Below are 7,220 nucleotides of genomic sequence, written 5' to 3' on the forward strand. Positions count from 1 at the left end.
ATCTGGACAGACGCTCAGCGATGAATGGGGCCGGGGCGCTGCGGCCCCCGCCCCTTGGCGTTGGGGTCCCCCCGGGAATGGGCAAACGGTGACCGCGTTAAGCACGCCGCCCGGGGCCCCGCCGGCACCACTGCCGCCCGGCGTGCCTCCGCCGCCCGCGGACCCGAACGCGCCGCCGGTCGATCCGAACGCGCCGCCTCCGCCGCCCGCGCCCGAACCGGGCCGCGTCGACAACGCGGCCGGCGGCTTCAGCTACGTGGTGCCCGAAGGGTGGCAGGTCGCCGACGCCACGCAGCTGTCCTACGGTCAGGCGCTGCTGACGAAGATTCCCCCGGCCGGGACCGAACAGCCGCCCAACGACACCAGCGTGCTGCTCGGCAGGCTCGATCTGAAGCTGTTCGCCGGCTCAGAGGCCGACAACGCCAAGGCTGCGACCCGGTTGGCCTCCGACATGGGTGAGTTCTTCATGCCGTTCCCGGGCACCCGGCTGGGTCAGGAGAACACCCCGCTGACCGCCGGCGACCTGTCCGGCGCCGCGTCCTACTACGAGGTGAAGTTCACCGACACCAACAAGCCCACCGGGCAGATCTGGTCCGGTGTGGTCGGCGCGCCGGTGGCCGCGGGCACCCGCGGTCAGCGTGCCCCCGAGCGGTGGTTCGTGGTGTGGCTGGGAACGGCCAACAATCCGGTGGACAAGGCCGCGGCGGTGACGCTGGCGCAGTCCATCCGGCCGTGGTCGCCGCCCCCGCCCCCGCCGCCGCGGCCGGGAGTCGGCGTGCCGGTACCGGTCGATCCGAACACCGCACCGGGGATGTTGCCGCCGGCCTGACCCGATGACGGGGCGATCGTGCCCGTTTCGCGGGCGTGATCGTTACCTGGCCGGGGTACACCGGAACACAGCCCGGCCGAAAGGGCCCGGGCATCCCATCCATGGGAGCCCGTTCCGGGACATCGAGGCAGGAGTTCGGATATGGACATGTTGGCCGCAACGGAATTTCTGGCCCGCTCGACCACGCAGACGAGCGTGGGCTGGATCGGCTACATCATCATCGGAGCCATCGCCGGCTGGATCGCCGGGAAGATCGTCAAGGGCAGCGGCTCCGGGATTCTGATGAACATCGTCATCGGCATCATCGGCGCGCTCATCGGCGGATTCCTGCTGAGCTTCTTCCTCGACACTGCCGGTGGTGGATGGTGGTTCACCTTGTTCACCGCGGTCCTGGGCTCGGTGATCCTGCTGTGGATCGTCGGCATGGTGACCAAGCGCAGCTGATCGCGGTCACCCGCGCACCGTGAGCACCCGCGGCGCTCCGTCGGTGATGGCGATGGTGTGTTCACTGTGCGCGGTGCGGGAGCCGTCGGCCGACCGGATGGTCCACCCGTCTGCGTCGTAGACGATGCGGTCGGTGCCGGCGGCCAGCCACGGCTCCAAGGCCAATGTCAGTCCGGGACGCAGCTTCAGTCCGCGGCCGGCGCGGCCGATGTTGGGCACGTGCGGGTCCTCGTGCATGGTCCGGCCGAGCCCGTGTCCACCGAAGTCGGTGTTGACCGGGTAGCCGTAATCGGCGGCCACCGCGCCGATGGCCGCGGAGATGTCGCCGAGCCGATTCCCCGCCCGTGCCTTGGCGATTCCGGCCTCCAGTGCGCGTTCGGTCGCCTCGATGAGTCGGCGGTCGTCGGCGCGCGGGGTGCCGACGATGATGCTGCGGGCCGAGTCGGCCACCCAGCCGTCGATCGAGACGGCGATGTCCATGCTCAGCAGGTCGCCGTCGGCGAGCACGTAGTCGTGGGGCAGGCCGTGCAGTACCGCGTCGTTGACCGACAGGCAGATGACGTTGCGGAACGGCCCGCGACCGAAGGACGGGGCGTAATCCCAGTAGCAGGATTGTGCGCCCCGTTCGGCGATCAGGTCACGGGCCCGGTGTTCGAGATCGAGCAGATTCACTCCAGGGCGGGCCCGGCCGGCCAGGTCGTCGAGCAGTTCGGCGATGAACGCGCCGGTGACCGCCATCGCCGCTATTTCCTGGGGTGTCTTCAGTTCCACCATGGGTCGGCTGTGCCTCATTTCGATCGTTCGGTATCGGTATGAAAATACCGGTTGTAAACCTCACCCTAGCCGACGAATCCGGTATTTTCATACCGCGCACGCTAGGCTGGCCGTATGGTGCGCCTTCCGCTGACCGCCGAACAGCTCGCCGCCGGTAAACGCATCGGCGAACAGCTCCGCCATGCCCGTGGTGAACGGACCCTGACCGAGGTGGCCGCGTCGGCCGGTATCTCCCCGGAGACGTTGCGCAAGATCGAGACCGGTCGGTTGGCGACGCCGGCCTTCACCACCGTGGCGGCCTTGGCGCGGGTGCTGCCGGTGTCGCTCGATGAGCTCGCCGATATCTGTCTGTTCCCGGTGGACCTGGAGCACACGGGGTGAGGACGGTCAGCTCGAGGCGTGCCACACCAGCGCCGCCGCGAGGGCGCCCATCCCGTTGAGGGACCAGTGCAGCGCGATCGGCGCGATCAGGCTGCCGCTGCGTCGCCGCAGCCAGGTGAACACGAAACCCGCCGCGCCCGTGACGATCACCGCGCCCACCACGCCGGCCACCATGCCGAACACACCGCCGCCCAGGATCCGGGTGAAACCGACGTTGCCACTGGTCAATCCGAACGAGCTGGCAATGTGCCAGAGCCCGAACAGCAGTGACCCGGCGGCCGCCACCCCGCGGAATCCCCAGGCGCGGTCCATGGCACCGTGCAGGACGCCGCGGAACGCGATCTCCTCTGGGATGACCGTCTGTAGCGGAATGATCACCATCGACGCGATCAATGCCCCGGACAGCGTCGCGTAGTGGTTGTTCATGAACATCGGTCGGGTCCACGGCAGCGCGACGCCGATCGCGATCACGGCGAGCACGATCCCGACGGCGGCCAGCGCATATCCGGCACCGGAACGCCACTGCTCGCGGCCCAGGCCTAGCTCGGACCAGCACAAGCCGCGTGAGCGCACCAGGATGACCAGCCCGACGGCGGCCGCGGGGACGATTGCGATGTTCGCCCACGCAGTGGTGAAGTGCGCGACGAGGTTCGTGGCCACCAGCACGACGATGACGATGGCGACGTCGACGTACACCCGGAAGTGCTGCAACGCCGAAAGCTGCCCAACCAGCGGATGGGCAGGTGAATCGATCGGTGAAACCACCGCGCCGGCGTCAGACATCGTCTGTCAGTGTACGTGCAGCGGTTGTCTACCTTAGTTAGCGAACTGACGCGCTATGGTGTCGGGCGTGCGGAAGATGACGCGGTGACGGCCGGGCAGGTGCTGCTGGGTGGGGTGCGGGTCCTCGACCTCGCCGGACCGGCCGCCGCGGCGGTGACCCGGCTGCTCGCCGACCTGGGCGCCGACGTCCTCAAGATCGAGGTGCCCGACGGTGCCGACGACCGGCACGCGCCGCCCCTGGTGGGTACGGTCAGTGTCCCGCACACCCTGGACAACGCCAACAAACGGTGCGTCACCCTCGATCCCGCCGACGACGCCGACCGGCGCCGGTTCGACGAGTTGGTCGCCGGTGCGGACATCCTCGTCGACGGCGGTCACCTCGCGCCCGCCTTCGGCGCCACCGCCGCCGATCTCGCCGACCGCCACCCCGACCTCGTCGCCATGACGGTCACCGACTTCGGGACCGACGGGCCGTACCGGGACTGGCACGGTACCGACGCCGTCTTCTACGCGATGTCGACTGCGCTGTCGCGCTCGGGCCCGGCCACCGGGACGCCGGTGCTGCCGCCGGTGGGCATCGCGTCGGCCACCGCCGCGGCCCAGGCGGCCTGGGCGGTGCTGGCGGCCTACTACCACCGACTGCGCCACGGCGGCGGCGACCACATCGACTTCTCCCGGTTCGAAGCCGTGGTGCAGGCCCTGGATCCGCCCTTCGGCTCCCAGGGGCAGGCGGCGTCCGGTCTGAAACGCACCGGCGGGTGGCGCGGACGCCCCCGGAACCAGCAGATCTACCCGACCTTCCGGTGCGCCGACGGATATGTGCGCATCTGTCTACTCTCGGCGCGGCAGTGGCGCGGCATGCGGGCCTGGCTCGGTGAGCCCGCGGAGTTCACCGACCCCAGGTTCGACTCGATCGCCGCGCGCTTCGCCGCCACCGATCAGCTGAACTCACTCATCGGCGCGCTGTTCGCCGATCAGGCGATGGCCGATCTGGTGAAGCAGGGGCAGTCCCGCGGCGTGCCGATCGCTGCCGTGCAGACACCTGCCGAGGCGCTGGCCTCCGAGCACTTCCGCGCTGTCGGCGCATTGGCGCCGCTGCCGGTCGGTGACGGCGCCACCGTGACGGTGCCGGTGGGCCCGTTCGTCGTCGATGGTCGCCATGTCGGGCTGCGCGCCCCCGCCTCCCGCGACGCGGCCGCGCGATGGCGCCATGATGCCAACGCGCTGGGCCGACCGCAGAAGCAGGGGACGCGGCCGTTCGACGGACTGCGGATCCTGGACCTCGGTGTCATCGTCGCCGGCGGTGAACTCGGGCGGTTGTACGCGGACCTGGGTGCGCGCGTGGTGAAGGTGGAGAGCGCTGCCTATCCGGACGGCCTGCGCCAGACCGCGCCCGGGCAGGCGATGAGTTCGTCGTGGGCGCTGACCCACCGCAACGAACTCAGCTTCGGGCTGGACCTGCGCAGTCCCGAGGGCGCCCAGATCTTCGCCAAACTGGTCAGCCGGGCCGACGTGGTATTCGCCAACTTCAAGCCGGGAACGCTTGCAGCGCTGGGTTTCTCCTTCGACAAGCTGCAGGAGCTCAACCCCCGGCTGGTACTGGCCGAGAGCAGCGCCTTCGGCGACCGGGGGCCGTGGAGCGCCCAGATGGGCTACGGGCCGCTGGTGCGGGCCACCACCGGTGTCACCCGGCTCTGGCGGGCTCCCGGAGTTCAGAAGGACAGTTCTGCAGGATTCTTCGACGCCACCACGATCTTCCCCGATCACGTCGCGGCGAGGATCACCGCGATCGCCACCCTGGCGGCGTTGATCGGACGGGAACGCACCGGCACCGGTGCGCACGTGCACATCTCGCAGGCCGAGGTGGCGGTCAATCAACTCGCGGTGGCCTATGTCGCCGAGGCCGCCGCCCAGTCCGGACTGCCGCTGACCGAGGATCCGGCCGTGCACGCGGTGTGTCCCTGTGCCGGTGACGACGAATGGTGCGTCATCTCGGTGCGCGATCAATCCGACCGGGCGGCGTTGGCGGCCCTGATCGGTATCGACCTGCCCGCCGAGGGTGGTGCGCTGTCGGCCATCCTGGGTGCCTACACCAGTGGCCGGGACAAGCACGAGCTCACCGAGCAACTCCAACGGGCCGGCATCCCGGCCGGGCCGATGAATCGGCCGGCCGATGTCCTCGACGATGTGCAGCTCCAATTCCGTTCGCTCTACCAGGATCTGGAGCATCCGCTGTTCGACGACCCGATGCCCAGTGAGACCGGCCCCGCGCCGTACCGCCGGATCCCGCGCGGCGAGCTCCGCCCGGCCCCGACGGCAGGGGAGCACACCCGCGATATCGCGCACCGGGCGCTCGGGCTGGATCTCGCCGAGATCGACCGCCTCATCGCCGCGGGTGTGCTGTTCGAATCCACCACCGACCCCAGGAGCGCACCATGAGCACCGCATCCCTCTTCATCGGCGGCGAGTTCCGCACCGCGTCGCAGGCGACTCCGGTCATCGAGGCCGCCACCGAGGAGCAGCTCGGGTTGGGTTCGGCGGCAACCGAATCCGAGATCGATGCCGCGGTGGCCGCGGCGCGGGCCGCGCTGCCCGGCTGGCAGCACACCCCGGCGGCCGAGCGGGCCGCGGCCCTGCGCCGGTTCGCCGATGCCCTGCACCAGCGCGGGGCGGACACCCAACAGCTGTGCTCACGTGAGAACGGGATGCCGATCCGGTTGTCCAGGGGCGCCAACGGGCTGTATCCGGCGCTGTTGCTGCGCTATTACGCCGACCTGATCGAACACGGCGCGCAGGAGGAGACCCGGCCCGCGGCCATCGGGCACACCATCGTGCGCCGCGAACCGGTCGGTGTGGTCGCCGCGATCACCCCCTGGAACTATCCGCAGGCCCTGGCCGCCATGAAGATCGCACCCGCGCTGGCCGCCGGTGCCACCCTGGTACTCAAGGCCGCCCCCGAAACCGCGCTCGACGCACTGGTGTTCGCCGAGGCCGCGCAGGAGGCCGGGTTGCCGGCCGGTGTGCTCAACGTGCTGGCCGGCGGGCCGCAGGCCGGTGCGCACCTGGTCGCGCATCCGGGGGTGGACAAGGTCGCCTTCACCGGCTCAACCGCGGCCGGGCGCACCATCGCCGAGGTGTGCGGGCGGCTGTTGCGGCCCGTCACGCTGGAACTGGGCGGCAAATCGGCGGCGATCATCCTCGATGACGCGAACCTGGATGCCACCGTCAAGGGGCTGCGCTCGGCCTCGTTCGTGAACAACGGCCAGACCTGTCACCTCAGCTCACGGATCCTGGCGCCGCGGTCGCGCTACGCCGAGGTGGTCGACGCCGTCGCCGCGCTGGCCGACGGGCTGGTGGTGGGTGATCCGCTGCAGAAGTCCACCGATATCGGGCCGCTGGTCAGCAGGCGCCAGCAGCAGCGGGTGCTGGACTACATCGAGGTGGGTCGGTCGGAGGCCAAACTGGTTGCCGGCGGCGCGGTCCCGGCCGATCAGCCGCAGGGTTGGTTCGTGGCGCCCACGGTGTTCGCCGATGTCGACAACTCGGCGCGCATCGCCCAGGAGGAGATCTTCGGCCCGGTGCTCACGGTCATCCCGTACGGCTCGGACCAGGAGGCGATCGACATCGCCAACGACAGCGAATTCGGCCTCGGCGGCACGGTGTGGTCCCAGGATGTCGACCGCGCCACCGACATCGCGCGCGCCGTGCACACCGGCACCATCGGCGTCAACGAGTACCAACTCGACGTGAATGCGCCCTTCGGCGGTATCAAGGCCAGCGGGCTCGGTCGCGAACTCGGCCCCGAGGGCCTGGCCGCCTATCAGGTGCTCAAGTCGATCTACCGGGTCGGGCCGGCCCCCACACCCCCCGCCTGCCCACCGCAAAAAACGTGACCACCACCCCCGACACACCCAAAAACAGCCCCCCCCCCCGCCCCCAAAACACAGGGGAAACACACACACACCCCAAAACGAGACACCCCCCCCCACACACCCCCCCCCCCCCCCCC

At 70.0% G+C, this 7,220-nt stretch carries 7 protein-coding genes; 5 read left to right on the forward strand and 2 right to left on the reverse strand.

Annotated features, from left to right (window positions below; genetic code table 11):
• Together BST17_RS28305 and BST17_RS28310 are read left to right on the forward strand one after the other, a co-directional pair.
• The coding region (locus BST17_RS28305) for an APA family fibronectin-binding glycoprotein (RefSeq protein WP_207573732.1) at nucleotides 1-829 on the forward strand (829 nt) is incomplete at its 5' end.
• Nucleotides 830-970: 141 nt separating this feature from the next.
• Nucleotides 971-1,273: a GlsB/YeaQ/YmgE family stress response membrane protein gene (locus BST17_RS28310; RefSeq protein ID WP_083062334.1), complete on the forward strand. Its 303-nt coding sequence runs from the start codon at nucleotides 971-973 to the stop codon at nucleotides 1,271-1,273.
• 6 nt (nucleotides 1,274-1,279) lie between these two features.
• On the opposite strand, the gene map is transcribed toward BST17_RS28310, so the two are convergent.
• Nucleotides 1,280-2,047, reverse strand: coding sequence for a type I methionyl aminopeptidase (gene map / locus BST17_RS28315; RefSeq protein ID WP_083062335.1), 768 nt, complete (start codon nucleotides 2,045-2,047; stop codon nucleotides 1,280-1,282).
• A 114-nt stretch (nucleotides 2,048-2,161) separates the two neighbouring features.
• Here map and BST17_RS28320 point away from each other — a divergent pair, with 114 nt between their 5' ends.
• Nucleotides 2,162-2,428 carry a helix-turn-helix domain-containing protein gene (locus BST17_RS28320; protein ID WP_083062336.1) on the forward strand — a complete coding sequence of 89 codons (267 nt, stop codon included), beginning with the start codon at nucleotides 2,162-2,164 and terminating at the stop codon, nucleotides 2,426-2,428.
• A 6-nt stretch (nucleotides 2,429-2,434) separates the two neighbouring features.
• Here the strand turns inward: BST17_RS28320 and BST17_RS28325 are convergent, their stop codons facing one another.
• Nucleotides 2,435-3,211, reverse strand: a complete 777-nt coding sequence (locus BST17_RS28325; RefSeq protein ID WP_083062337.1) for a CPBP family intramembrane glutamic endopeptidase — start codon at nucleotides 3,209-3,211, stop codon at nucleotides 2,435-2,437.
• A gap of 84 nt (nucleotides 3,212-3,295) precedes the next feature.
• Between BST17_RS28325 and BST17_RS28330 the strand changes: the two genes are divergently transcribed.
• Nucleotides 3,296-5,650 carry a CaiB/BaiF CoA transferase family protein gene (locus tag BST17_RS28330; RefSeq protein ID WP_083062338.1) on the forward strand — a complete coding sequence of 785 codons (2,355 nt, stop codon included), beginning with the start codon at nucleotides 3,296-3,298 and terminating at the stop codon, nucleotides 5,648-5,650.
• Nucleotides 5,647-7,104 carry an aldehyde dehydrogenase gene (locus BST17_RS28335; protein WP_083062339.1) on the forward strand — a complete coding sequence of 486 codons (1,458 nt, stop codon included), beginning with the start codon at nucleotides 5,647-5,649 and terminating at the stop codon, nucleotides 7,102-7,104. The genes BST17_RS28330 and BST17_RS28335 overlap by 4 nt, the downstream gene beginning before the upstream one ends.
• Nucleotides 7,105-7,220 lie beyond the last annotated feature (116 nt).

It is taken from the genome of Mycolicibacterium bacteremicum (assembly GCF_002086115.1).
GTDB classification, from domain to species: Bacteria; Actinomycetota; Actinomycetes; order Mycobacteriales; family Mycobacteriaceae; genus Mycobacterium; species Mycobacterium bacteremicum.

What these genes read in the sequence shown, in the direction of transcription:
- BST17_RS28310 (WP_083062334.1), top strand. Translation starts at nt 971, where the DNA reads ATGGACATGTTGGCCGCAACGGAATTTCTGGCCCGCTCGACCACGCAG.
- map (WP_083062335.1), bottom strand. Translation starts at nt 2,047, where the DNA reads ATGGTGGAACTGAAGACACCCCAGGAAATAGCGGCGATGGCGGTCACC.
- BST17_RS28320 (WP_083062336.1), top strand. Translation starts at nt 2,162, where the DNA reads ATGGTGCGCCTTCCGCTGACCGCCGAACAGCTCGCCGCCGGTAAACGC.
- BST17_RS28325 (WP_083062337.1), bottom strand. Translation starts at nt 3,211, where the DNA reads ATGTCTGACGCCGGCGCGGTGGTTTCACCGATCGATTCACCTGCCCAT.
- BST17_RS28335 (WP_083062339.1), top strand. Translation starts at nt 5,647, where the DNA reads ATGAGCACCGCATCCCTCTTCATCGGCGGCGAGTTCCGCACCGCGTCG.